Here is a 25,359-nt window from a genome sequence, read left to right as displayed (position 1 = left end):
GATGGCGAACCGGCTTACGACGCATCTTGCTCTTTTCGTTGCCGCCGCCATCTCTCTTTTTTCCGTTTCTGTCATGGCCGAAGCCGCGGCCGCAACGTCGAGCCTCAAGGGCTATTGGAACGGCATTGCCGACGATGATTCGCCGGTTACCGCGGGCGATCTGGCGATCACGCGGCTGACGGTCGACCTGGTCCAGCGTGGCGGCATGGTCGATGCGACGATCGAGGCCGAGCTTTCGCATCGCAGTCAGCAGAATGACGATCCGATCGAGGCGCGCCTGTCGCTGTTGCTGCCTCAGCAGGCGGTGATCACCGGCTATGCGCTCGATATCGACGGCACCCTGATTGCGGGCACGTTGCTCGACCAGCCCAAGGCGCGCCGGGTATATGAGGCCGAGGTCCGCAAGGGCATCGACCCCGGCCTTGCCGAAGTTTCGGGCAACCGGTTCAATACGCGCATATTCCCGATCGCGCAGGGCAAGTCGCGGACGATCCGCGTGCATTTTTCGGCCCCCGCCGATGCGTTGCAAGGCTTTGCCCTGCCGTGGATCGGGGCGCCGGTCACCGGGTCGGTTATGGTTCGTTACAGCGGCACCGCGATCAGTGGAGCGCCGCTGCTTGCGCTGCCATGGGGGACGTCGATCCAGGCGAAGCGCAGCGGCAACGCGTGGAAGGCCGAAGCCTCGGTCCCGTCGGTAGCCGTCGCGACCGGCACTCTCGCGATCACGGGCACGAAACTGTCCGACCAGCTTGTCGTTTCGGACCATACTAATGGACAGGCCTTTTTCGAACTCGCGGCAAAGTCTGACGTGGCCGGCAGCGCAAATCCCGCGGTCCCGGGACGGTTGCGCGTCTATTGGGATCGCAGCTGGTCGCGCAGCGACGATGCGCTCGACGCCGAAATAGCATTGCTCGATGCCTATCTGGCTTCCCGACCGGCGAGCGCAATCGACCTTGTCACTTTTGCCGAAGATACACCGTCGATTGCGAGCTTTGCCAACCCGGCCGACTTGCGGAAGGCGCTTGCAGGGCAAATCTATCTGGGCGCCACGCGGCTGGCCGGGCTCGACGCGCTGAAGCTTGCCGATGCCGGGCAATGCCTGTTGTTCACCGACGGCGCGCGCAGCCTTGACCCTGCAGCCGAATTCGCGCCCGACTGCCGCCTGTCGGTGATCGCGTCGGCGCCCGATGCCGATACCGCCTATCTCGGCAATCTGGCGCAGGACAGCGGCGGACGATTGTTCCAGCTGACGGCCACAAACAGCGGCGAGGTCCTGACGGCGCTGCTCAATCCCGGCCCCGGCGTGGTGCGCGTGCGCAGCGTGTCGGGACGCCGCTTGCCGTTTCGCGCGCTGGCGACGGCGGGTGGCGGCTGGCACATCGTCGCGCCGATGCATGGCGAGGAAGGCGTGTCATTGTGGATCGCCGACGCCAAGGGGCGGGTGACGATCGAGCGGTTCGAATGGGATGGTGCCGGACGCGAGCGTCACGATGGCGCCGCCGCGCTCTGGGCTGCGGGCGAGGTCGCTCGCCTAGCCGACGACCCCGCCGACCGCGACGCGATGGTCGATCTGGCGCGCAAATTTCAGGTCGCGAGCGCCTCGCTCGCCTTCCTCGTGCTCGAAAGTCCCGAGCAATATGTCGAGGCCGATGTCGCGCCGCCTGCGGCGGGGTTCGATGCCGAATGGCGCGAGACCTATCGCGAGCTCCGGAAAGAAAAGGACGAAGAGGCGCAGGAAGTATTGGCAGACCATCTCGCCATGGTTCGCGAAAACTGGCGTGAGCGAAAGGCCTGGTGGGAGACGCGCTTCAATCCCGAAAGCCGCGCGAAGAAGAGCCGGGATCAGGATGGTGGTGCCGATGCGGCGGCCGCTTTCGAAGCCGCTCCTCCGCCTCCACCAGCCCCCATGGTGGCGCCGCCGCCTCCGGCCTATCTGCCGGCCCCGACCGAAAGCGCTGCGGCGGAGATGGCCGATGACGGCTATGGTGCCGAGGTCATCGTGACCGCGCAGCGCCGTTCGTCGTCGATGCAGGATGTGCCGGTGGCGATCAGTATGCTGTCGGGCAATGCGATGGGGGACAGCAAGGTCGAGATCGCCGACCTTTTGTCCGATGGCCCCTATATCAAGGCGCTCGATGCCGCGGCGCCGGCTTCGCGCGAGGTAGTGCTGCGCGAACAGGCGAAGCAATATGGCAGTCTGGCGGGCTTCTGGCTCGACGTTGCCGAATGGTATCGCGTGAAGGGCGATGCCGCAACGGCGACGCGCCTGTTGCTCACTGCGCTCGATGCGCCGACCGCCGACGAGGAAACGCGGCAGATCGTCGCCTTCCGCCTCGAACGCGACGGGCGGATCGACGACGCGATCGCGCTTCTCGAACGCTTCGCAGCGCTCAATGCCGAACGGCCGCAGCCCCGGCGTCTGCTGGCGCTCGCGCTGGCCAAGCGGGGTCGCCCCGCCGATCTCGAACGCGCCTTTGCGCTGCTGACCGACGTCGCGCTGAAGCCCTATCCCAGCGCCTTTGAAGGCATCGACGTCGTGGCGCTGATGGAGGCGAATTCGCTTATCCCGGCGCTCGACAAGGCGGGCGCGAACTGGCGCCTCGATCCTGAATTCGTTGCCTTGCTCGATACCGACGTCCGGCTGGTGATCGAATGGACGAACGACGATGCCGACATCGACCTGTGGGTGATCGAACCGAATGGCGAACGCGTCTATTATTCGAACAAGCTGAGCGCGGCCGGCGGAACGATCTCGAACGATATGACCGACGGCTATGGCCCCGAGGAATATGTCATGCGCAGGGCGCGTTCGGGCGAATATAAGGTTCGCATTCACGGCTATTCGCCCGATCGCATCAACCCCAATGGCACGGGCCGGGTGACAGTACGCCTGATCCGCGACTTTGGTCGCGCGAGCCACAAGGAGCAGCTTGTCGACGCCGAAATCGGGTTCGGGAAGGACGAGGAGCAAAGCGACGGCAGTCGCGGGATCGCGACGCTGACCGTGCCGCAACGCCGCTGAGGTTCGCGCCTACGTATTCGGGCCGCGCGTAATTCTATTTTTTCTCGGGTGGCGGTTGCGGCAATGCAAGGTCGCGGCTATGCGCTGCGCGCGCAATTTTCTTATCGAACCAGAGGACGCCTTTCATGTCGTTGAAGCCGCATACCTCCGCCGCCCTCAATCGCATCCAGCCCTCGGCGACGCTCGCAATGACCGCGCGCGTGACCAAGCTGAAGGCCGAGGGCGTCGATGTGATCGGCCTCAGCGCCGGCGAGCCCGACTTCGACACCCCCGATTTCGTCAAGGAAGCGGCGATCGAGGCGATCCGTAACGGCCAGACCAAATATACGCTGGTCGATGGCACGGTCGCGCTCAAGGAAGCGATCCGCGGCAAGTTCCGCCGCGACAATGATCTCGACTATGGGCTCGACCAGATCAGCGTGAACGTTGGCGGCAAGCACACGCTGTTCAATGCGCTCGTCGCGACGGTCGATGCCGGCGACGAGGTCATCATCCCGGCACCCTATTGGGTGAGCTATCCCGACATCGTCGCCTTCTGCGGCGGCATGCCGGTGGTGATCGAGGCGTCGGCGGCCCAGAATTACAAGATCACGCCCGCGCAGCTCGATCAGGCGATCACGGCGAAGACGCGCTGGATCATCTTCAACTCGCCGTCGAACCCGTCGGGCGCCGCCTATTCGCCCGAAGAACTCGATGCGATCGGAGAGGTTGTCCGCCGCCATCCGCATGTGATGGTGATGACCGACGATATGTACGAGCATGTCTGGTACGCCGATTTCGCCTTCTCGACGCTGGCGCAGCGCTGCCCCGACCTGATCGACCGCATCCTCACCGTGAACGGTTGTTCGAAGGCCTATGCGATGACCGGCTGGCGCATCGGCTATGCCGGCGGCCCGGCGTGGATCATCAAGGCGATGGGCAAGCTGCAGTCGCAATCGACCTCGAACCCCTGTTCGATCGCGCAGGCCGCTGCTGCTGCCGCGCTCGGTGGTCCGCAGCAGTTCCTCGACGATCGTAACGCCGCGTTCCGCAAGCGCCGCGACATGGTCGTCGCGATGCTCAACGACGCGCCGGGGCTGAACTGCCCGACTCCTGACGGCGCCTTCTACGTCTATCCCGACGCCAGCGGCTGCATGGGCAAGAAGACCCCCGACGGAAAGCTGATCGACACTGATGAGGCGCTGATCGACTATTTCCTCGACAGCGCACGCGTCGCAGCGGTGCATGGCGGCGCATTCGGCCTGTCACCGGCGTTCCGCGTGTCCTATGCGACGTCCGAAGCGGCGTTGAAGGAAGCGTGCGTGCGCATCCAGCAGGCCTGTGCGGTCCTTAGCTAGGGCGGCAGCTTTCCTGAACCTCGGGCAACCATCCGGTTCACCGGATGGTAAGGCCCCGTAGCTTACAGGTGATTGCCATCACTGACGAACGGCAAGGGGCGCGCCATATCGTTCGGTGTAACCGGAGTTCAGGCTCCACCGAACAAATGATATGACACAAAGAGGCTCCCATGCTTTCCATGATCCGTTCCGACTGGTTTCCCTCCATGCTCACCGGCTTCGCGCTCGGCGGTCTGGCGATCCTGTTCCAGCAACCGGCCCTTATGGCCTTTTGATGCAGGGCGCGCGGCGGATCGTCGTTGCCCTGCTGGCCGCGCCGCTGCTCGCGCAATGCGCTCCGGCGCAGGCCGAGAGCGTCGTCAAGCTGCCCGCTGCGACCTATGACCCCGCCGTCAAGGCAAGCCGGGCAACAGCTGTCCTCGCCGGCGGTTGCTTCTGGGGCGTCGAAGGCGTCTTTTCGAACGTCAAGGGCGTGATCTCGGTCGAGGCCGGCTATCATGGCGGCAGCCGGGCGACCGCGAAATATGAGCTGACCCATGACGGCACCTCGGGTCATGCCGAGGCGGTGCGGATCGTCTATGATCCGACGCAGGTCAGTTACGGCACCTTGCTCCGCATCCTGTTTTCGGTCGTTGCCGATCCGACCCTCAAGAACCGGCAAGGCCCGGACACGGGGCGACAATATCGCGCCGCGATCGTCCCGATGGACGCCGGTCAGCGGCAGGTCGCGACCGCCTATCTGGCCCAGATCGGCAAAGGCGGCTATTTTGCAAAGCCGATCATCGTGCCGGTCGAAAGCTACAAGACCTTTTATCGGGCCGAAGCCAATCACCAGAATTTCATGCGATTGAACCCGACGAATCCCTATATCGTCCGCTGGGATGCTCCGAAGCTCGCGGCGCTCAAGCGGCTGTTTCCCGGCTTCGTCAGCGCCGCGCCCGCGCCCTGACCGGGCGGCGTTCCGCCGCTCATCGCGCCTCAGGAATCGTTCGTCGCAAATCGCTGGCCCGCCCGGCGCCCCTGCGGGACGACCGATCCGACCATAGGGGTCGGTATATATAGACGGCGGCAGCCGCGGGGTTGGAATGACATTGATGTTCTCGGGCAAACCTCTGCTCGGCATGATTTTCGGCGCAGCCCTGCTTGCGGGGTGCGTCAGCAGCGCGGCCGTCGTGCCGCCGCCGCGCCAAGCGCAGCCGGGGCATACCGGCTCCGGTGCCGTGACCGTTCCTATCGGCCCGCCTGTCCGCACGGCAGCGCCGCCGCCGCGCGGGACGCTCGACCCCGGCTTTCGCCGTCCCGCGCCCGGCCTCAACGATCGCATCGCAAGCTTGTGGCGCGGCTTCCCCGGCAAGACCGGGATCGCGGTGCAGCGGATCGACGGCGAATGGGCGATCTCGCAGCGCGGCAATGAGTTGTTCCCGCAGCAGAGCGTATCGAAGCTTTGGGTGTCGCTGAGTATCCTCGACGCCGTCGATAATGGCCGCGTCACCATGGACCAGAAGGTGCGGATCGGGCCCGAGGATCTGGTCGTCTTTCACCAGCCGCTCGCCGACCGCGTCCGCGCGCAGGGGTCGGTGACGATGAGCGTCCGCGACCTGATCGAGACCGCGATCACGCAGAGCGACAATCTGGCGAACGACAGCCTGCTGCGGACCGTCGGCGGCCCCAATGCGGTGCGCGCCTTCATCGCGAAAAAGGATCTGGGTTCGATCCGCTTCGGTCCCGGCGAACGGCTGCTGCAGAGCGGAACCGCCGGACTGACCTGGCAGCAAAGCTATTCGATCGCGCGCAATTTCCAGACCGCGCGCGCCGCGCTGCCGATGCCGACGCGGCAGGCGGCGATGAACAGATATCTCGCCGACCCGGTCGATGGTGCGAGCCCCGCCGCGATCGCGAGCGCGCTGACGCGGCTGGCGCGCGGGACGTTGCTCTCGCCCGAATCGACCGACTATCTGCTCGGCGTGATGAGCCGGACCAAGAGCGGACCGAAGCGTCTGAAGGCGGGGCTACCGCCCGGCTGGACCTTCGTTCACAAGACCGGAACGGGTCAGGATCTGAACGGCATGACCGCAGGCTATAATGACATCGGCATCGCGACGGCGCCCGACGGCACGCGCTATGCGATCGTCGTGATGATGGGCAGCACGACCTCGTCGATTCCCGCTCGCATGGCGTTGATGCAGGCGGTATCGGGGGCCGTTGCAGAATTTCATGGAAGATAATCGCCGATGAACCGCGCCGTCCTGCCCCTGATCGCCGCCGCGCTGATGCTCGCCGGCTGTGCGACGCCCGAGGCGCGGCTGCGCAACGGGCTGCATAACGCGGGCCTGTCGCAGGCGATGTCGGCGTGCATGGCCGAGCGGATGGTCGACCGGCTGTCGCTGGTGCAGCTCCGCCGCCTGTCGGCGCTCGGCAGCCTCAAGGACAAGCGGATCACTGATCTGTCGCTCGACCAGTTCCTCCACAAGGTCCGCGCGCTGAAGGACCCGGAGATACTGACGGTGTCGACCAGTTCGGCCGCGCTTTGCGCGCTGCGCTAACGACTTAGCTCGCGCTTTCGACAGTCCAAGTTTTTCTGGGCGCGGCAGGGGTAGCCTTGCCGCGCAACTTGTGCTTATGCGGCGCCATTCTTCTCCCCCTTCCAGAGTCGAAAGGCCCGGCAGACCTCATGAACATCCACGAATATCAGGCGAAAGAACTGCTCGCGAAATTTGGCGTTGCCGTGCCCAAGGGTATTGCCGCGATGAGCGTCGAGGAAGCCGTCGCGGCGGCGAAGCAGCTCCCCGGGCCGCTTTATGTCGTGAAATCGCAGATTCATGCGGGTGGCCGCGGCAAGGGCAAGTTCAAGGAACTCGGCCCCGACGCAAAGGGCGGCGTCCGCCTCGCCAAGACCATTGAAGAGGTCGAAGCGCACGCCAAGGACATGCTCGGCAACACGCTGGTGACGATCCAGACCGGCGAAGCAGGCAAGCAGGTCAACCGCCTCTACATCACCGACGGCGCCGACATTAAGCAGGAATTCTACCTCGCGCTGCTGGTCGATCGCGGATCGAGCCGCATCGCGGTCGTCGCCTCTACCGAGGGCGGCATGGACATCGAAACCGTCGCGCACGACACGCCGGAAAAGATCCACACCATCGTCATCGATCCGGCCACGGGCCTTCAGCCGCACCACGGCCGCAGCGTCGCCGCCGCGCTCGGCCTGTCGGGCGACCTTGCCAAGCAGGCCGCCAAGACCCTCGCCGGGCTGTACGCTGCGTTCCTCGGCACCGATGCCGAGCAGATCGAAATCAACCCGCTCGCCGTTTGCGAAGGCAAGGATGGCGACGAACTGCTGGTGCTCGACGCCAAGGTGGCGTTCGACGGCAACGCGATGTTCCGCCACAAGGATCTGGCCGAGCTGCGCGACCTGACCGAGGAAGACCCGGCCGAGGTCGAGGCATCGGAATATGACCTTGCCTACATCAAGCTCGACGGCAACATCGGCTGCATGGTCAACGGCGCCGGCCTCGCGATGTCGACGATGGACATCATCAAGCTGAACGGTGAATTCCCGGCCAACTTCCTCGACGTCGGCGGCGGCGCTTCGAAGGAAAAGGTCACCGCGGCGTTCAAGATCATCCTCAAGGATCCTGCCGTGAAGGGCATCCTCGTGAACATCTTCGGCGGCATCATGAAGTGCGACATCATCGCCGATGGCATCGTTGCCGCGGCGAAGGAAGTGAACCTGTCGGTTCCGCTCGTGGTCCGTCTCGAGGGCACGAACGTCCAGCAGGGCAAGGACATCCTTGCCAATTCGGGCCTGCCGATCGTCGCAGCCAACGATCTGGGCGACGCTGCCCGGAAGATCGTCGCCGAGGTTCGCAAGGTCGCGTGATAATTCATATCCCCTCTCCGCGAGGGAGGGGAGGGACTGCTAGTTGACGTTTACGTAAAGCGTAACTATGACGCAGCGCACAATTTGTTGAGAGGAGCTTTAGCCTCATGAAAATCCTCGTCCCCGTGAAGCGGGTGCTCGATTACAACGTCAAGCCACGGGTGAAGGCCGACGGCACGGGCGTTGATCTGGCCAATGTGAAGATGTCGATGAATCCGTTCGACGAGATCGGCATCGAAGAAGCGATCCGCCTGAAGGAAAAGGGCGTCGCGACCGAGGTGATCGCCGTTTCGGTCGGTCCCGCGAAGGCGCAGGAAACGCTGCGCACCGCGCTCGCGATGGGCGCCGACCGCGCGATCCTGGTGCAGACAGATGACGACGTCGAACCGCTCGCGCTCGCCAAGATTTTCAAGGCGATCGCCGACGCCGAACAGCCCGGCCTTGTCATCCTTGGCAAGCAGGCAATCGACGGCGACAACAACCAGACCGGCCAGATGCTGGCGGCCCTCACCGGCTGGGCGCAGGGCACTTTCGCCAGCGCCGTGAACGTCGAAGGCGATCATGTCAGCGTCACCCGCGAAGTCGACGGCGGTCTGGAAACGGTGAAGCTGAAGCTTCCCGCGATCGTCACCACCGACCTTCGTCTGAACGAGCCGCGCTATGCCTCGCTGCCGAACATCATGAAGGCAAAGTCGAAGCCGCTCGATACCAAGACCCCCGCCGATTACGGCGTCGACACCGCACCGCGCGTCAAGACGGTCAAGGTTTCGGAGCCGCCCGTCCGCTCGGCCGGCGTCAAGGTCGCCGACGTCGATGAACTGGTTGCCAAGCTGAAGGCGATGGGAGTGCACTCATGAAAACGCTCGTTTGGGTCGAACATGACGGCGCCGCCGTCAAGGATGCCACGCTCGCCGCGGTGACCGCCGCTTCGAAGCTCGGCGAAGTCCATCTGCTCGTCGCCGGTGCCGGCGTCGATGGCGTCGCCAAGGCCGCGGCCGGCATCGCTGGCGTCGGCAAGGTGCATGTCGCCGACAACGCCGCTTTCGGCCACAACCTGCCCGAGAATATCGCGCCGCTCGTCGCAGATCTCATGGGGTCGCACGACGCGTTCGTTGCGCCCGCCACCACGACCGGCAAGAATATCGCGCCGCGCGTCGCCGCGCTGCTCGATGTGATGCAGATCTCGGAAGTATTGTCGGTCGAGGGTCCGAAGACCTTCACCCGCCCGATCTATGCCGGCAACGCAATCGCGACCGTCGAAAGCTCGGACGCGAAGCTGGTCCTGACCGTCCGTGGCACCGCCTTTGAAAAGGCCGCTGCGACCGGCGGTTCGGGTGCGGTCGAAGCCGTCTCGGCTGGCGGCGACGCCGGCATCTCGAGCTTCGTTGGCGCCGAAATCGCCAAGCAGGATCGTCCCGAACTCACCTCGGCCAAGATCATCGTGTCGGGCGGCCGTGCGCTGGGTTCGAGCGAGAAATATCAGGAAGTCATCGTGCCGCTCGCCGACAAGCTCGGCGCCGCGCTGGGTGCTTCGCGCGCTGCGGTCGATGCGGGCTACGTCCCCAACGACTATCAGGTCGGCCAGACGGGCAAGATCGTCGCACCGGAAGTTTATTTCGCGATCGGCATCTCGGGCGCCATCCAGCATCTTGCCGGCATGAAGGATTCGAAGACGATCGTCGCGATCAACAAGGACGAGGACGCCCCGATCTTCCAGGTCGCGGACTTCGGCCTCGTCGCCGATCTGTTCAATGCCGTTCCGGAGCTGACCGGCAAGATCTGATCATGGCCGGCGATCATCCCGGCGTGCCCGGTATCGGCGATGCCCCCTTCAATGCGGGCGGCCGTCGGGCAACGCGGAATGACGATCTTGACGAAGCGGTCGAGGGCCATGACGCCCTCGACCGCTCGTTGATTCTGGCGAGTGTGGCGCGCGATGCGCGGCTCGACAAAAAATTCCTGCTCCTGATCATCCTCGCGGCATCCATCGCGACGCTCGGCCTGCTGCAGAGTTCGACAGCGGTCGTCATCGGCGCCATGCTTGTGTCGCCGCTGATGGGGCCGATCATGGGCATCGGCTTTGGACTCGCGACGCTCGAGCACAACCTTATCCGCCGGTCGCTTGTGACCTTGGCAGCGGGTATGGTCGTTGCCGTCCTCGTCGCGATGCTGATCATCTGGATCTCGCCGATCAGCGACGTGACCCCTGAACTGCGTGCGCGGACGCAGCCCACCTTGCTCGATCTCGGCGTGGCGGTGGTCGGCGGCATCGCCGGCGTCTATGCGATCATGCGCAAATTGTCGGGTGTCATGGTCGGTGTCGCCATTGCGACCGCGCTTGTTCCGCCATTGTCGACCGTCGGTTTCGGTCTTGTGACCGGTCGCCCCGATTTCGCGCTGGGTGCGGCGCTGCTGTTCCTTACCAACACGCTCGCGATTGCCTTTGCCGCGACCATCGTGGCGCGGCTCAATCATTTCGGCCCGTCGCTGACACCGCAGCACACGGCGGTGCAGGTGCTCGGAATCGTGGTGACGCTCGGCATCCTGTCGATTCCGCTCGCTCTGTCGCTCAACGGAATCGCGCGCGAGGTGCGGGCGCGTTCGGCAGTTCAGACCGAACTCAACCGACTGCTCGGCGAAGGCGACCGGGTAGACAGCCTGAATGTCCGGATGGAAGGCGACGACGTCGCGGTCGACGGGGTCGTCCTGGTCGATCGATATGCGGCACGGCTCAACGCTGATCTGGCCGCGAAGGTTCGCGGCGAACTGGGGGGCGCTGCGCAAGTCACCATCGTGCAGCTCAAGAAGCAGAGCAATGCTGCGGTGCAGGTCGAGGAGCGCCTCAGCGATCGTATCGCGGCGCTCGAGCAGCATGATGCCGATAGCCGGGCGATCCTTGCCGGACTGACGGTCGGCGAACTGGTGCCCCGCGACCATATCCTGATCGATACACAGGCGCGGCGTGTCGTTGTCGAACGCGACCGTGAAGCCGAGGGGGAACAGGTCGCGGCCGCGGTCGACCGTATCATGGCGTCGGTACAGGCCGATTATCCGCAATGGCTGATCCGGCAGGGCGCGCTGGCGGCGGCAGAAACCCCGGCCGCCGAATAACGCAGACCTATTCAACGCCGAAACGCGTTGACGCGGGCGCCACTATCGCATGTCATGGGCGCCACATGATGGCGTCAGACCGGACGGGAGAGAATATGCACCGCGCGCGACTGGCTTTGACATTGATGCTGGCGACCGCCGGCTCCGCGACAATTGCTTCTCCGGCGCAGGCGCAGATCGCGCCTGCCGAAATGCTTGCGATCGATACGAAGCGCATCGACGCGGCGCTCAAAGCCATGGTCGACGACGGCCGCGCCGCGGGCACCTCGGCGCTGATCTGGCGGGATGGGAAAGAGGTTTATTTCGGCACCGCCGGCATGGCCGACCGCGCGGCAAAGCGGCCGATGCGCCGCGACACGATCGCGCAGATTTTTTCGATGACCAAGCCGGTGACCGGCGTCGCGTTGATGCAGCTTTGGGAGGCGGGCAAATTCCGCCTCGACGATCCGCTCGCGAAATATCTGCCCGAATATGCGGCGATGCAGGTCTATGCAGGCAAGAATGACGACGGGACGGCGCGCTATGTTCCTGCCGATCGTCCGATCACGGTGCGCGACATTCTGCGCCACACGGGGGGTTTCGCCTATGGCGCGGGGCCGACGCCGGCGCATGATGCCTATGTTGCCGCTGACCCGCTGGCGCTCGACGTGCCGCTGGCGGAGGCAAGCCGGCGGCTCGCGAGGGTGCCACTGCTTTTCCAGCCGGGCAGCCAATGGAGCTATAGCGCCGCGGTCGATGTGCAGGCCGCGCTGGTCGAGACGCTGTCGGGGGAGCGTTTCGCCGACTATGTGCAGCGGCATATCTTCGCGCCGCTCAAGATGACCGAGACCGCGTGGCGCCAGCCCGACGCGCGACTGCCGCGCTTTGCGGCGATGAATGTGAAGAAGGACGGCGTGCTGGGTCAGATGCCCGATGCCGACGCCCGGATGCTCAACTTCCGCGACCATGCGCTGACGCCGGGCGGCTTCGGGCTCGCTTCGACGCTCGACGATTATCAGCGGTTCGCGCGAATGCTGTTGAACCAGGGCGAGCTCGATGGCGCGCGGATCCTGAAGTCCTCGACTGTGCGGCTGATGGCGACCGATCAGCTCGACCCTGCGATCACCGAACGGTTGTGGCTTCCCGAAAAGGGCGCGGTCGGTTTCGGCCTCGACTTTGCTGTGCGCAAGAAACCGCCGCAGACATCGACCGAGAATCGCGGCGCGACCGGCGAATATTTCTGGGACGGCGCTGCCTCGACCCTGTTCTGGGTCGATCCGGCCAACCGGTTGGCTGCAGTCTTCTTTGTCCAGACGATGCCCTATGACGGCACGCTCCACCGCGACTTCCGCGCCGCGGTTTACGGGAAGGATTATCGGGGGCCGGCAGGGGACTGATTGTCATAGTCCTGTCATCGGCATAGCCTTGAGCCGGTCGCAGGAGATTTCATCATGGCCCAGTCCGACAAACGCCAGCTGATTGCCGAAGGCCTCGCGGCCGGAGATGACGACGCGGCGCTTCACGCGCGGCTGGTCGGTGCGGGCGTATCGGCGGCGTCGGCGAAATATGAGATCGAACGGCTGTCCAAGGATCCGATGGCGGCGATGCTGCGACGGCAGGCGGCCCGGATGGCGAAACAGGACTGGCTATTCGCGAACCAGCAGCGGCTGGCGTTCGAGGCCGAGGGCGGCTTCGCGCTCGATACGCTGGACAAGCCCGATCCCGATCTTTTCTATCGCCATCATTATGCAGCGAACCGGCCCGCGAAGCTCACCGGCATTGTCGATCACTGGTCCGCGCTGACGCGCTGGTCGCTCGATCATTTCGGGCGCGTTGCGGGTGATGCCGCGGTCGAGGCGCAGGTCGAACGGGAGCGCGATCCCGACTATGAACTCGACAAGGACGATCATCGCCGCCTTGTCCGCTTCGGCGAGCTCATCGACTGGCTGCGCAAGGACGAGGCGAGCAACGACGTCTATCTGACCGCCTATAACAGCGGCACCAACGCTGCGGCGCTCGGACTATTGTGGGACGATATGGCGCCGATCGATCTGCTTGAAGCACGCGGTGACCGCGACGGGTTTTTCTGGCTGGGACCGCGCGGCACTCTCACCCCCTGGCATCATGATCTCACCAACAATCTGCTTGTGCAGGTGATCGGGCGCAAGCGCGTGCGGATGGCGCCGCCGTGGGCTTTCGCGCGGATGCGGAACAGCCGCCACTGTTTCTCTGACTGGGGCAACGAAGCGCTTCCGGCGGGCGAGGGCGACGCCGACACGCCGCCGATCCTTGAAACGATCATCGGGCCGGGTGAGGCGATTTTTCTCCCCGTCGGCTGGTGGCACCAGGTCGAGGCGCTCGACCTGTCGGCGAGCATGAGCTTTACCAGCTTCCGCCGGTCGAATAGCCATGTCGACGATTATCGATCGTGGGGAGATATTGCCTAATGCCGCTGGTTTTCGTTAACCGCGACGACGCCGTCGCCACCGTCACCCTCAATCGTCCCGAGGCAATGAATGCCTTGTCGCGCGCGCTGCGCGCCGAACTGGCGGCGGCGATGCGTACGCTGGCGGGTGACGAGACCGTTCGTGCGATCGTGCTGACGGGGGCGGGGAGCCGCGCGTTTACCGCCGGGCTCGACCTGAAGGAGCTGGGCGCCGACACGAGCAATCTTGGTGCGGCCAATGCGACCAATGCCGACGAAAATCCGGTGAAAGCGATCGAGCTCTGTCCGCAGCCGGTGATCGGCGCGATCAACGGGGTCGCGATCACCGGCGGGTTCGAGGTCGCGCTGGCGTGCGACATCCTGATCGCGTCGACCAATGCGCGCTTCGCCGACACGCATGCGCGGGTTGGTGTTATGCCGGGCTGGGGATTGTCGCAGAAACTGTCGCGCCTGATCGGTATCGGCCGCGCGAAGGAATTGTCGCTGACCGGCAATTTTCTGGGCGCCGAGGCGGCGCGCGACTGGGGCCTGGTGAACCGGGTTGTCGCCCCCGAGGCATTGCTGCCGGTCGCGCAAGCGCTCGCCCGGGACATCGCAAGCGCCGACCCCGCCATGGTTCGCGGATACAAGCGCCTCATCGACGATGGCTATGCGCTGCCCTTTGTCGAGGGAATCGCGCTCGAACAGGAACGCTCGAGCGCGGCGAACCGCGGCGTCAGGGCCGAAGAGGTCGAGTCGCGGCGGCTGGCGGTGATCGAGCGGGGTCGCGAACGCGCGGGCTGATGCGGATTCTTCGGGTTGGCGACCCATTGCGACGAAAATTGCGCTTTCTTGCGCTCGCATCGCCCTGACAGGATTACGGGGTTGCGGCACCCGAAAATACTTAGCAAGGGGAAGTAATGGCTGATCTGTCCGAATTGCTCGCTGCCTTCATGACGCGCGTCGCCGGTCCCGGTGACCTCGCGGACCTTGGCCGCCTGTCGGGCGGGGCGAATATGGAAAGCTGGGCGTTCGACTGGGCGGGGTCCTCCTATGTGCTGCGCCGCGCGCCTTCGGCCGAATATATGGAGGGGCGGCCCTATGGTCACCCGGTCGAGGCGGCGCTGGTCAAGGCGGCCTACGCCGGAGGGGTGAAGGCGCCCGAAGTGGTCGGCGTGCTGTCGGAATCCGACAACATCGGCACCGGTTATGTCATGCGCCGCGTGATCGCCGAGGTGAGCCCGGCGAAGATCTTGCCCGCACCGCCGCCGTCGCTCGTCGCCGATCTGGGCCGCGAACTGGCTCTGATCCACGCGCTGCCGCGCACGGCGATCCCGGCGGAGATTCCGGTGATGGACACCGCCGCGGCGCTCGCCGAACTGAAGGCGCGTTTCCTGACCTATGGCGGCGACCGGCCGGCGATCGCGCTCGCGATCAAATGGTGCGAGGACCATCTGCCCGCAGCCGCCGAGCCGGTGCTGGTGCACGGCGACTATCGCATGGGCAATGTGATGGTCGACGCGGACGGTCTGGCCGCGGTGCTCGACTGGGAGCTCGCGCATCTGGGTGACGGGCACGAGGATCTGGCGTTCGGCTGCATGACCGTCTGGCGGTTCGGCCAGCTCGACAAGCCCGCATTCGGGGTCGGTAGCCTCGACGAATATTTCGCAGCCTATGAGGCCGCCGGCGGCGCGAAGGTCGATCCCGCGCGCTTCCGCTTCTGGCTGGTCTATCGCACCCTGTGGTGGGCACTTGGCTGCCTGCAGATGGGGCAGGCCTGGCGGAGCGGCGCCGATACGACGGTCGAGCGCGTCGTCGTCGGGCGGCGCACCGCCGAACAGGAACTCGATCTGGTCCGCCTGCTCGAAGAAGAAGCCCCCGAGGCCGAGCGCGCACGCGCGCTGCCGGCGACCGGCGAGGCAGCAGCTGCGCCGACCGGCGAACCGACTAACCGCGAGATCGTGCAGGCGGTGCGCGACTGGATCGAGGGCGCAATCAAACCCAAGGCCGAGGGTCACGCCAAGTTCGAAGCGGTGGTCGCGATGAACGCGCTGGGCATCGTGCTGCGCGACCTCGATGCGGGAACGCGCGCCGAGGACAAGGTGCTGGCGGCGGCGCTGCTGGCGGGCGAGACGACGCTCGCCGAACCCGGCCTGCTTGCGAAACTGCGCCGCGCAGTTCTCGACAAATGCGCGGTCGACAGCCCCAAATATGCCGCGCTCGCCAGCGCGAGGGAGCAGTGGGGCGGCTAGAAATCACAAGGGAGAGAGACGATGGATTTTGCGGTTCCGGCCGATTTGCAGGCCTATCTGGACGAACTCGACGCCTTTATCGAGACGGAGATCAAGCCGCTGGAGTTGGCGGATGACAATATCCGTTTCTTCGACCATCGCCGCGAGCATGCGCGCACCGACTGGGACAATCAGGGCCTGCCGCGCCACGACTGGGAAGACCTGCTGAAGGCGGCGACGCGCAAGGCCGATGCCGCCGGGCACTGGCGTTTCTCGGCGCCGAAGAAGTACGGCGGCAAGGACGGCTCGAACCTATGGATGGCGGTGATCCGCGAGCATTTTGCTGCCAAGGGCCTCGGTCTCCATAACGATCTGCAGAACGAGCATAGCATCGTCGGCAATTTCCCTTTTGTGGAGATGTTCGAACAGTTCGCGACGAGCGAGGAGCAGAAGCAGGAATTCATCCTCGGCGGGTTCGAGGGCAAGCGCCGCACCGCGTTCGGCCTGACCGAGCCCGATCATGGATCGGACGCCACCCACATGGAAACGCGCGCCGTCCGCGAGACCCGCGATGGGGTCGACGGCTGGCTGATCAACGGCCGCAAGATGTGGATCACCGGCATGCATGTCGCGAGCCACTGCGCCACCTTCTGCCGCACCAGCGGGAATGACGGCGATGCGAAGGGTATCACCTGTCTGCTCGTGCCCACGGGCACCGAAGGCATGACGGTCGACGAATATATGTGGACCTTTAACATGCCGACCGACCACCCGCGCATGACCTTCACCGACGTGTGGGTGTCCGACGATGCCCGGCTCGGGCCCGAGGGCGGCGGGTTGTCGATCGCGCAGAGCTTCGTCCACCAGAACCGTATCCGTCAGGCGGCGAGTTCGCTCGGCGCTGCGGTCTTCTGTATCGAGGAAAGCGTGCGCTACGCCCGCGAGCGCAAGCCGTTCGGCGAGGCGCTGGCGAGGAATCAGGGGATCCAGTTCCCGCTGGTCGAGCTGGCGACGCAGGCCGAGATGCTGCGCCTGCTGATCCGCAAGACCGCGTGGGAGATGGACAATATGCCGCACAAGGAGGTCGAGCATCGACTCTCCGACCGCGTCAGCATGTGCAATTACTGGGCGAACCGGCTGTGCTGCGAAGCCGCAGACCGCGCGATGCAGGTGCATGGCGGCATCGGCTATTCGCGCCACAAGCCCTTCGAGCATATCTATCGCCACCACCGCCGCTATCGCATCACCGAGGGTGCCGAGGAGATCCAGATGCGCAAGGTCGGCGCCTATCTGTTCGGCTATCTTGGACCGCGGCGCGAGACGCTCGGTAAAATCTGACCGGGCTGGACTCTCCTCTTCCGATTGCGGCATGATCGCCGCAACGAAGGAAGAGGAGAGAGCCATGGCCGAGGCCGATCGCAAGCAGGACGCGGCGCCGTTCCGCATCTATCGGGGCATCGATGCCCCCGACCTCAATGAAACCGAGAAGATGACGCTCGCGGGATTGACCCCGATCGTCGAGGCCGGGATCGGCCGCTGGGTCGAGGCGGGTGTGGGCGAGGGCAATATCACCAAGGTGCTGTTCGCGCTGCCGCACATGAGCCTGACCTATGCCTGGTTCAAAAGCGGCTTTGCGCTGCCGCTGCACAGCCACGACGCCGACTGCCTCTATTATATCATCGCCGGATCGCTGAAGCTGGGCACCGAGGAACTCGGCGCGGGCGACGGCTTTTTCGTCGGACGCGATGTTCCCTATACCTACAAGCCCGGGCCGGAGGGCGTCGAGGTGCTGGAGTTCCGGACGGTCGATGCGTTCGACATGAAATTCCAGGGGCGCACCGAGGCCTATTGGGACAAGATCGTCGCCGGCATGGATGCGGCGCGTCCGAACTGGAGCGCCGAAAAGCCCCCGTCGCAGCACTGAGACTGCGTCAGCGCTTCCGCACGAATTCGGCGCGCAGCACTAGTCCCTTGATGCCGTCGTGACGGCAGTCGATTTCCTGCGCGTCGCCGGTCAGCCGAATCGATTTGATGACGGTGCCGACCTTCAGCGTCTGACCCGCACCCTTCACGGTCAGATCCTTGACCAGCACGACGCTGTCGCCGTCGGCAAGCAGGTTGCCGACCGAGTCACGCACCTCGGGACCGGCCGCGGCCGCTTCGGCACGCTCTCGCGCTTCACCGGCGGACAGCCATTCGCCGCTCGCCTCGTCATAGATATAATCGTCGTCGCTGGTCATTGCGTCGCCCTAGCGGCTCATCCGGGTTTGCGAAAGCGCAGCGTGAACTGGTCGGTCTTGCCGCGGATCGCGGCGTCGAACACGTTCGCGGTGCGCGGATCGTCCGGGCGCCGGTAAAGATCGCTCTCGGCCTCGAGCTTGAAGCCGGCCGCCGTCAGCGCCGTGACAACTGCCGCCTTGTCGATGCGATGGAGGCTGTCGGACAGGCTCGTCCCGCTGCCGTCGGCGGCGCTATGATCGACGACGACCAGCGTCCCGCCGGGCTTCAGCGCGGCGAACAGCGCCGCGCTTGCCCTGGCACCGGTCCCCTCGGGAAAGGGTTTCAGATACAGGTCGTGGAAATTCTGCACGGTGATGATCGTGTCGAGCGGCACGGGAAAGGCTGGCGCCGCGAACGGGCCGGCGACCGCATCGACATTGGCGTAGGCGGCGTCGATCGCGGCCTGATCGTCGCCATATTGTTTCTTGAAGGCAATGAACTCGGCGGGCTGGAAGGCATAGACCTTGCCCGACGCACCGACCGCGCCGGCAAGGATGCGGGTCAGATAGCCGCCGCCCATCACATAATCGCCGACCTTCTGTCCCGGCTTTACTTGCGCGAAAGCCAGAAGCTCAGCGGGTTTGCGCGCGGCGTCGCGTTCGCGGTCGGCAGCGGGACGCCCGGGATCGGCGAGCGCGGCGCTATAATCGGGGGCGGGCGCCTGTTTTGCGGCGGCCGGCGTCGCGGCGACGGCGAGCAGCAGGGCGAGGGTCAGCGGACGGATCATGGCATCGACTCCCTTTGTTCTGTCGCGGCATCATAGCGATCCGCCGCGCGCCGCGCGCGTTTATTTGCATCTGCCGCTTTTGATGATAGGTTTTTTGGTGAAACTAAAAATCGACCCGAAAGATTCGGGCGAAAAGCGTTGGGAGAGTGGACATGCATGATCTGGTGATTCGCGGCGGCATGGTCGTCGACGGTTCGGGCAGCAAACCCTACGTCGCGGACGTCGCAATCGATGGCGACCGCATCGTTGCGGTGGGCGCGAACCTTGGCGCGGGCGCCACCGAAATCGACGCGACCGACAAGATCGTCACCCCCGGCTTCGTCGACGTCCACACCCATTATGACGGGCAGGCCACCTGGGACGCCGAAATGGCGCCGTCGAGCTGGCACGGCGTCACCACGGTCGTGATGGGCAATTGCGGCGTCGGCTTCGCCCCCGCCAAGCCCGACCGCCACGAATGGCTGATTTCGCTGATGGAAGGCGTCGAGGACATTCCGGGCACTGCGCTCGCCGAAGGCATGTCGTGGGACTGGGAAACCTTTCCCGAATATATGGATGCGCTCGAAAAGCTGCCGCGCACCGTCGATGTCGCATGCCATGTGCCGCACGGCGCGGTGCGTGCCTATGTGCTGGGTGACCGTGAAAAGCCCGGCGCGATCCCGACCGATGCGGACATCGCGGAGATGTCGCGCATCGTCGAGGAAGGCGTTCGCGCCGGTGCGCTCGGCTTCTCGACCAGCCGGACCGTGCTCCACAAGTCGATCGACGGCGAGCTGGTTCCCGGCACCACCGCGACGGCCGAGGAACTGGTCGCGATCGGCCGCGCGATGGGCCGCGTCGGTTACGGCGTGTTCGAAATGGCGAGCGACATGAAGCGCGAGTGGAACGAGTTCCAGTGGATGGGCGATTTGAGCCGCGAAACCGGGCTGCCGGTGACCTTCGCCGCGCTCCAGTCGATCGCCAAGGAACTGCCGCTGGAAGAGCAGATCGAGGAGATGCGCAAGCAGAACGCGACCGGCGCGAACATCGTCGCGCAAATCGCGCTGCGCGGGAATGGCGTCATCATGGCGTGGCAGGGCACCGTGCATCCCTTCCGCTTCAAGCCCGCGTGGAACGAGATCATCGACCTGCCTTGGGACCAGCAGCTTGCGAAGCTGAAAGATCCCGCCTTCAAGACGCGCATGATCGAAGAGGCCAATGTCTGGCCCGAAAGCGACATCCTCGACTTTCTGAAGGTCGTCGCCGAGGGCTGGCCGGTCCAGTTCGAGATGGACCCGGATTTCAATTACGAGCCGAAAATGGACGAAAGCATCGCCCACCGCGCGGCCGCGTCGGGCATCAGTGCCTCCGAATATGCCTATGACCTGCTGATGAAGGACGACGGCAAGGGCTTCATCTATTTCCCGATCCTCAACTACCGCGACGGCAACCTCAATTTCCTCGAGGAGCTGCAGGCGTCGGACGACACGGTGAACAGCCTGTCCGACGGCGGCGCGCATTGCGGGACGATCTGCGACGCTGCGTCGCCGACCTTCATGCTCCAGCACTGGGTCCGCGACCGCAAGGGCGCGCGCGTCGCGCTCGAGACCGCTGTGAAGCGCCAGTGCCGCGATACGGCGCTGCTCTATGGGCTGGAGGATCGCGGCGTGCTCGCGCCGGGCTATCTCGCCGACCTCAATGTGATCGACATGGACGCGCTGAAGCTCGGCAAGCCCTGGCTCGCCTTCGACCTGCCGGCGGGCGGCAAGCGTCTGCTGCAAAAAGCCGACGGTTATGTCGCGACGATCAAGTCGGGCGTCGTCACCTTCAAGGAAGGCGAAATGCAGGGGCCGACGCCCGGCGGCGTCATCCGCGGCCCGCAACGCGTCGAAATGGCGATGGCGGCCGAATAATGCGCGCCATCCAGCTGCGGGCACCCGCGTCACTCGACAGTCTGGTGCTCGCTGACCTGCCCGGTCCCGGCGATCCGGGGCCGGGCGAGGTCCGCGTGCGGCTGGCGGCGTCGTCGCTGAACTTCCACGACTTTGCCGTCGTGGCGGGGATGATCCCGACCGCAGAGAACCGCATCCCGATGTCTGACGGCGCGGGAACGGTCGAGGCGGTGGGCGAGGGTGTCACGGACCTGAAGGTCGGCGACCTTGTCGTGTCGCTCTTCTTCCCCGAATGGGCCGACGGCGCGCCCCCGGCGAGCGCTTTCACCCAAGTGCCGGGCGACGGCATCGACGGCTATGCGCGCGAGGCGGTGGTCGTGCCGCAGCATTGGTTCACGCGTGCGCCGGCCGGATGGTCGGCGGCTGAGGCGGCGACGCTGACCTGCGCCGGGCTGACCGCCTGGCGCGCGCTGTTCGTCGACGGCACGACGCAGCCCGGATCGACCGTGCTGGTTCAGGGCAGCGGCGGCGTGTCGGTGTTTGCGCTGCAGTTCGCAAAAGCGGCGGGCGCGCGGGTGATCGCCACCAGCTCGTCCGATGCCAAGCTCGAGCGGCTGAAGGCGCTCGGCGCCGACGAACTGATCAATTACAAGTCGGTGCCCGACTGGGGCGCGCGGGCACTCGAACTGACCGGCGGACGCGGTGTTGATACTGTCGTCGAAATCGGCGGCGCGGGAACGCTCGACCAGTCGATGCGGGCGGCGCGGGTGGGCGGCCATGTCGCTCTGATCGGTGTGCTCGCGGGGATCGCCGGTCCGGTGCAGACCGCGCTTCTGATGAGCAAGAATCTGCGCGTGCAGGGGCTGACCGTGGGCAGCCGCGCGCAGCAGCTGGCGATGATCGCGGGGGTCGAGGCGAACGGCATCCGGCCCGTCATCAGCGACCATTTTCCGCTCGAAAATCTGGCCGACGCATTCCGCCACCAGATCGCGAACGCGCATTTCGGCAAGATCGTCGTCGATATCTAGGCCGCTAACTATCCGGAGGAAACGCGATGGGTTTCGCCGAATATGATCGCTACGACGCGCTTGGTCTCGCCGAACTTGTGGCAAAGGGCGAGGTGTCGGCGCTCGAACTGGTCGATAGCGCGATCGAACGGACCGAGGCGCTGAACCCGCAGCTGAACGCGGTGATCTTCACCGATTACGACGGCGCGCGTGAGCGGGCGAAGGCGCCGCTGCCCGATGGGCCGTTCAAAGGCGTGCCCTTCCTGCTCAAGGATATTCTCGGCGATCTCGCCGGATGGCCCACGCGTAACGGCTCGCGCATTTCGCCGCCGGTGCCGATGCCGTTCACCGCGACGCTGGTGCAGCGCTTCCTCGCTGGCGGGCTGGTGCCGGTCGGCAAGACGAATGTTCCCGAATTCGGCGTCGTCGCTACGACCGAGAGCAAGCTCTATGGCCCGGCCTGCAATCCATGGAATCTTGCGCATTCGACCGGCGGATCGTCGGGCGGATCAGGTGCGGCGGTTGCAGCGGGCATCGTGCCTGTTGCGCACGCCAACGACGGCGGCGGGTCGATCCGCATTCCGGCAAGCTGCAACGGGCTGGTCGGTCTGAAGCCGACCCGCGGGCGCAACCCGCTGGGGCCGATGCTCGGTGACGTCATGGGCGGGCTGGCCGCCGAACATATCGTCAGCCGGACGGTGCGTGACACCGCAGCGATGCTGGACGTTACCGCGGGCGCCGAACCCGGCGACCCGTATGCCGCGCCACCCGCGCCGCCGAGCTGGCGCCGCGCGGCCGAAGCGGCGTGCCCGAAACTGCGCATCGGCTTTGCGAAGACGCGTCCGGGCGGCGGCTCGCTCGACAGCCAAGCTGTCGCGGCGGTCGAACATGCCGCGAAGCTGTGCGAAAGCCTTGGCCATCTTGTCGAGGAAGCCTCGCCTGCGGTCGATAACGCGGCGATGGTGCCTGCCTTCATGGCGATCTGGTCAAGCGGCGCGGCGATGCAGATCGACGGCATCGCGATGATGACCGGGCAGACACCCGGCCCCGACAATCTCGAAGGGCTGACGCGTGGGCTCTACACGATGGGCAAGCAGATCAGCGCGCCGCAGCTGTGGGGCGCAATCTTCCAACTGCAGCAGATGGCGCGCGCGGTTGCCGCATGGCACGCCGATTATGACGTCTGGCTGACCCCGACCCTCGGCGCGCCGCCGCCGCGCAACGGCAGCTTCGCGCTCGACGGCGAGGATGTCGAGGCGGGCTTCGGATCGATGACCGACTATGTGCCCTTCACCGCAATCCAGAATGCGACCGGCCAGCCCGCAATCAACGTGCCGCTGTGGTGGACGCCCGACGGACTGCCTATGGGGACGCAGTTCGTAGGCCGCTTCGGCGAAGAGGCACTGTTGCTCCAACTCGCGACGCAGCTTGAGGGAGCGCAACCCTGGTTCGACCGCCGCCCGGCGCTCTAAGCGAACGCCCGTGCCGTCGCCTCTACATCGGCGGCGCTGTTGTAGCCGTGGAACGACAGGCGCAGGATCGACCCGCGAAAATCGGCTCTAAGCTTGTGTCGATCGAGGGCTTCGGCGACGCGCGGCTGGTCGGCGCCGGTGTCGATGCAGAGTGTCCCGCCGATTGCACCCGTCGGCCAGCGCCATTGTGGCGTCCTCGCCTCCAGCGCATCGCGCAGCATTGCCTGCAGCGTCTGATTGTGCGCCCGGATCGCCCCGACTCCGATCGCGGCGATCTCGTTGATCCCGGCGGTCGACAGGATGAAGGGCGCGACGTCGGGCGTGCCGCCCCACCAGCGCCGCGCGTCGGGGGCGTAGTGAAAGTCGTGGATATCCATTTCGAACGGATTGGCGTGGCTCCACCAGCCGCGGTCCATCGGATCGAGCGCGGTGCGGTCGTGCGGCGCGACCCATAGCCACCCGGCACCGGGGCCGCCGCAGAGCCATTTGACGCTGGTGCCGAGCACGGCATCGACGCCCCACGCCGCCGGCGTAACGGGCACGACCCCGACCGACTGCGCACAATCGGCGATGCAGCGTGCGCCCGCCGCCTTGGCCGCCGCCGCGCCCGCCGCGATGTCGGTCAGCGCGCCGCTGTTCGAGCTGACGTGCATCGCGATGACCAGCGCGACGTCACCGTCGAGCGCTGCGGTCCAGTTCGCGACGTCGCGAACATCGGCGTCATCAGGCAGGTAGCGCGTCTTCCAGCCTGCCGCAGCAAGGCCGCTCGCGAGATAGCCGATCGTCGGAAAGGCGCTCGGCGCGAGCAGGATCGTGCGGCGGTCGGTCGCCGCGCCGAGCGCCGATATGTAGCGTGACAGCGCGGCCGTGACGTTGGTCGCGGGGCAGAGATCGCGCGCCTCGACGCCGATCAGTCCTGCCAGCGCCACGCGCCATTCGTCGATCGCATCGAGCCAGTGCGGCCAGGCCTCGCCCGCCTCGCGCCACGGCGTTAGCAGCTTGTCCCGCAGCAGCGCTTCGGCGTCGCGCGGCTGGCAGCCGACGCTATGGCTCTTGAGGTAGATCGCGTCCGGCGGCAGATGGAAGCGGTCGCGGGTCGCCTCCGGCAGCAACGCGCCGCTCACAGGCCGCTGCCGTGTCCGGCGGCCGAATCGCCACTGATGCTGTCGCGCTTCACGCCATATTCGGCTCCCCAGCGGTCGGTCATCTCCGCACGAATGTCCCAAAGCTCGGGGAAGAAGCGATGCCGCGTGCCGGCATTGAGCAGCTCGACGGGGCGGCCCTTCAGCGACTTCGACCCCATGCCGATCGAGCGGTGGATGAGGTAGATGTGGAGCGCGCGGAAGATCTGAAACTGCTCGTCGAATTCGATCAGCGCCTCGGCGACCATATAGGCATCGTCATGCCTGTAGCCGGTGTCATAGATGTCGGCGATCGTGCGCTCCGTCGGCTCCAGATAGACCGCCTTGTAGCGCGCCCATAGCGGCTGCGGCATAGTGAGCAGCAGCTGGAAGCCCGGGCTTTCCTGCCCCGAGCCGTTGCCGAGTTGGAGGCGGATCGACTGATAGTCGAAGGGGCTCATCGTCTCGAGTAGCGACAACTGGTTCGTCATCAGCCGCATGATGCGGTTGACGCGGTCGAAGAGGGTGATGACGCGCATCGTCTCGCCCGCGGCCATATGGCCATCGATCTCGCCGAGGGTGAAGGCGATCAGCTTCATCCACAGCTCCTCGACCTGATGGACGATCTGGAACTGGAGTTCGTCGGCGGTGCAAAGTTCGGCGAGCGGCTTCTGGCATTCGAGCAGGCGATCGACCGCAAGGTAGACGCCATAATCCTTCATGTCGGGCGTCTCGATGCGGCGGTGGAGGTCGGTCTTGTCGAGCATGGTCTGCTCCTTCGGTAATGAATGGCACGGATGATGGACGGCGCGCGAGCACGCCGGGAGTATCAGCTGTGCGGCATCACCCCCGCAGGAGGGCGTCGCGGCGAGCCTGCCTGACCGAGCCAGAGAAGG

At 65.5% G+C, this 25,359-nt stretch carries 23 protein-coding genes; 19 read left to right on the top strand and 4 right to left on the bottom strand.

Features of this window, described 5'->3' with window-relative positions; translation table 11 throughout:
• The first annotated feature begins 1 nt into the window (after window position 1).
• From ACQY80_RS04430 to ACQY80_RS04360, 15 genes are all read left to right on the top strand, one after another.
• Complete coding sequence (locus tag ACQY80_RS04430; protein ID WP_428684037.1) at window positions 2–3,022, top strand: VIT domain-containing protein; 3,021 nt, start codon at window positions 2–4, stop codon at window positions 3,020–3,022.
• A 125-nt stretch (window positions 3,023–3,147) separates the two neighbouring features.
• Window positions 3,148–4,359, top strand: a complete 1,212-nt coding sequence (locus ACQY80_RS04425; RefSeq protein WP_428684035.1) for a pyridoxal phosphate-dependent aminotransferase — start codon at window positions 3,148–3,150, stop codon at window positions 4,357–4,359.
• Between the two features lie 274 nt (window positions 4,360–4,633).
• The gene (msrA, locus tag ACQY80_RS04420; RefSeq protein ID WP_428684033.1) at window positions 4,634–5,308 is read left to right on the top strand and encodes a peptide-methionine (S)-S-oxide reductase MsrA; all 675 of its coding nucleotides are present in this window, start codon (window positions 4,634–4,636) and stop codon (window positions 5,306–5,308) included.
• A gap of 136 nt (window positions 5,309–5,444) precedes the next feature.
• Window positions 5,445–6,584 carry a class A beta-lactamase gene (bla, locus tag ACQY80_RS04415; protein WP_428684031.1) on the top strand — a complete coding sequence of 380 codons (1,140 nt, stop codon included), beginning with the start codon at window positions 5,445–5,447 and terminating at the stop codon, window positions 6,582–6,584.
• A 6-nt stretch (window positions 6,585–6,590) separates the two neighbouring features.
• Window positions 6,591–6,902 carry a hypothetical protein gene (locus ACQY80_RS04410; RefSeq protein WP_428684029.1) on the top strand — a complete coding sequence of 104 codons (312 nt, stop codon included), beginning with the start codon at window positions 6,591–6,593 and terminating at the stop codon, window positions 6,900–6,902.
• A 128-nt stretch (window positions 6,903–7,030) separates the two neighbouring features.
• On the top strand, window positions 7,031–8,239 hold the full coding sequence (gene sucC / locus ACQY80_RS04405) for an ADP-forming succinate--CoA ligase subunit beta (RefSeq protein ID WP_428684027.1): 1,209 nt from the start codon (window positions 7,031–7,033) through the stop codon (window positions 8,237–8,239).
• A gap of 107 nt (window positions 8,240–8,346) precedes the next feature.
• Window positions 8,347–9,096, top strand: coding sequence for an electron transfer flavoprotein subunit beta/FixA family protein (locus ACQY80_RS04400; RefSeq protein WP_428684025.1), 750 nt, complete (start codon window positions 8,347–8,349; stop codon window positions 9,094–9,096).
• Window positions 9,093–10,022, top strand: coding sequence for an electron transfer flavoprotein subunit alpha/FixB family protein (locus ACQY80_RS04395; protein ID WP_428684023.1), 930 nt, complete (start codon window positions 9,093–9,095; stop codon window positions 10,020–10,022). Before ACQY80_RS04400 ends, ACQY80_RS04395 begins: the two co-directional genes overlap by 4 nt.
• Before the next feature lie 2 nt (window positions 10,023–10,024).
• Window positions 10,025–11,350, top strand: coding sequence for a DUF389 domain-containing protein (locus ACQY80_RS04390; RefSeq protein ID WP_428684021.1), 1,326 nt, complete (start codon window positions 10,025–10,027; stop codon window positions 11,348–11,350).
• A 68-nt stretch (window positions 11,351–11,418) separates the two neighbouring features.
• Window positions 11,419–12,726 (top strand): serine hydrolase domain-containing protein, encoded by a 1,308-nt coding sequence (locus ACQY80_RS04385; protein ID WP_428684019.1) that lies wholly within the window; start codon window positions 11,419–11,421, stop codon window positions 12,724–12,726.
• A 54-nt stretch (window positions 12,727–12,780) separates the two neighbouring features.
• Window positions 12,781–13,776 carry a cupin-like domain-containing protein gene (locus tag ACQY80_RS04380; protein WP_428684017.1) on the top strand — a complete coding sequence of 332 codons (996 nt, stop codon included), beginning with the start codon at window positions 12,781–12,783 and terminating at the stop codon, window positions 13,774–13,776.
• Window positions 13,776–14,558 carry an enoyl-CoA hydratase gene (locus tag ACQY80_RS04375; RefSeq protein WP_428684015.1) on the top strand — a complete coding sequence of 261 codons (783 nt, stop codon included), beginning with the start codon at window positions 13,776–13,778 and terminating at the stop codon, window positions 14,556–14,558. Before ACQY80_RS04380 ends, ACQY80_RS04375 begins: the two co-directional genes overlap by 1 nt.
• A gap of 116 nt (window positions 14,559–14,674) precedes the next feature.
• Complete coding sequence (locus tag ACQY80_RS04370; protein WP_428684013.1) at window positions 14,675–16,006, top strand: phosphotransferase family protein; 1,332 nt, start codon at window positions 14,675–14,677, stop codon at window positions 16,004–16,006.
• A 21-nt stretch (window positions 16,007–16,027) separates the two neighbouring features.
• Complete coding sequence (locus ACQY80_RS04365; RefSeq protein WP_428684011.1) at window positions 16,028–17,323, top strand: acyl-CoA dehydrogenase family protein; 1,296 nt, start codon at window positions 16,028–16,030, stop codon at window positions 17,321–17,323.
• A 64-nt stretch (window positions 17,324–17,387) separates the two neighbouring features.
• Window positions 17,388–17,909, top strand: coding sequence for a cupin domain-containing protein (locus tag ACQY80_RS04360; RefSeq protein ID WP_428684009.1), 522 nt, complete (start codon window positions 17,388–17,390; stop codon window positions 17,907–17,909).
• A 7-nt stretch (window positions 17,910–17,916) separates the two neighbouring features.
• Here ACQY80_RS04360 and ACQY80_RS04355 read toward each other — a convergent pair whose 3' ends face one another.
• Together ACQY80_RS04355 and ACQY80_RS04350 are read right to left on the bottom strand one after the other, a co-directional pair.
• The gene (locus ACQY80_RS04355; RefSeq protein WP_428684007.1) at window positions 17,917–18,225 is read right to left on the bottom strand and encodes an alkylphosphonate utilization protein; all 309 of its coding nucleotides are present in this window, start codon (window positions 18,223–18,225) and stop codon (window positions 17,917–17,919) included.
• A gap of 17 nt (window positions 18,226–18,242) precedes the next feature.
• Entirely contained in the window at window positions 18,243–18,992 is a 750-nt protein-coding gene (locus tag ACQY80_RS04350) for a class I SAM-dependent methyltransferase (protein ID WP_428684005.1), read from the bottom strand.
• Here ACQY80_RS04350 and ACQY80_RS04345 point away from each other — a divergent pair.
• From ACQY80_RS04345 to ACQY80_RS04330, 4 genes are read left to right on the top strand one after another with little or no spacing between them, the layout of a single operon-like run.
• A complete protein-coding gene (locus ACQY80_RS04345) occupies window positions 18,991–19,152 on the top strand; it encodes a hypothetical protein (RefSeq protein ID WP_428684003.1) in 162 nt (53 codons plus the stop codon). The genes ACQY80_RS04350 and ACQY80_RS04345 overlap by 2 nt on opposite strands.
• Window positions 19,145–20,884, top strand: coding sequence for an N-acyl-D-amino-acid deacylase family protein (locus tag ACQY80_RS04340; RefSeq protein WP_428684001.1), 1,740 nt, complete (start codon window positions 19,145–19,147; stop codon window positions 20,882–20,884). The genes ACQY80_RS04345 and ACQY80_RS04340 overlap by 8 nt, the downstream gene beginning before the upstream one ends.
• Complete coding sequence (locus ACQY80_RS04335; RefSeq protein WP_428683999.1) at window positions 20,884–21,891, top strand: zinc-dependent alcohol dehydrogenase family protein; 1,008 nt, start codon at window positions 20,884–20,886, stop codon at window positions 21,889–21,891. The genes ACQY80_RS04340 and ACQY80_RS04335 overlap by 1 nt, the downstream gene beginning before the upstream one ends.
• Window positions 21,892–21,917: 26 nt before the next feature.
• The gene (locus tag ACQY80_RS04330; protein WP_428683997.1) at window positions 21,918–23,342 is read left to right on the top strand and encodes an amidase; all 1,425 of its coding nucleotides are present in this window, start codon (window positions 21,918–21,920) and stop codon (window positions 23,340–23,342) included.
• Here the strand turns inward: ACQY80_RS04330 and ACQY80_RS04325 are convergent.
• Window positions 23,339–24,466: an aminotransferase class V-fold PLP-dependent enzyme gene (locus ACQY80_RS04325; protein ID WP_428683995.1), complete on the bottom strand. Its 1,128-nt coding sequence runs from the start codon at window positions 24,464–24,466 to the stop codon at window positions 23,339–23,341. The two genes, ACQY80_RS04330 and ACQY80_RS04325, sit on opposite strands and share 4 nt — an antisense overlap.
• On the bottom strand, window positions 24,463–25,230 hold the full coding sequence (locus ACQY80_RS04320; RefSeq protein ID WP_428683993.1) for a tryptophan 2,3-dioxygenase family protein: 768 nt from the start codon (window positions 25,228–25,230) through the stop codon (window positions 24,463–24,465). The genes ACQY80_RS04325 and ACQY80_RS04320 overlap by 4 nt, the downstream gene beginning before the upstream one ends.
• Between the last annotated feature and the right edge of the window lie 129 nt (window positions 25,231–25,359).

The organism is Sphingopyxis sp. (assembly GCF_965279755.1).
Lineage (GTDB): Bacteria > Pseudomonadota > Alphaproteobacteria > Sphingomonadales > Sphingomonadaceae > Sphingopyxis.
Note: the sequence above shows the minus strand (reverse complement) of the source record. Positions and strands in the feature narration are given on the sequence as shown.